Below are 306 nucleotides of genomic sequence, written 5' to 3' on the forward strand. Positions count from 1 at the left end.
CGTAAAAGTGTTTGGAATAGACGAAGTTTCGGCACAAAAAAGCAATACAAGTCGCGAAGAAGCGTTATCAGCATTAGAGACTCTTGGATATACCCGCAAGCAATCTGAAAAGGTGGTGGAGAGAATTGTAAAGGAAGAACCCGATGCTACGGTAGAATCTCTTATTAAGCAGGCACTTAAAAAACTATAATTCCTTTGGGGCAGAACTATAGCCGTCGGTTGTGGCTTTCCTATTCCATTGCGCTTATTTGTGCACTGGCCTTTTCATTCACGTCTAATGCCCAGGAGACAGAAGTGCCGCAAGAC

The 306-nt window shown here is 43.8% G+C and carries 1 pseudogene; it reads left to right on the forward strand.

Annotated elements, in window-relative coordinates:
* Positions 1-190 (forward strand): annotated as a pseudogene (locus HC176_RS18805) (Holliday junction branch migration protein RuvA); the annotation flags it as partial.
* Between the last annotated feature and the right edge of the window lie 116 nt (positions 191-306).

Source organism: Tamlana crocina (assembly GCF_012037625.1).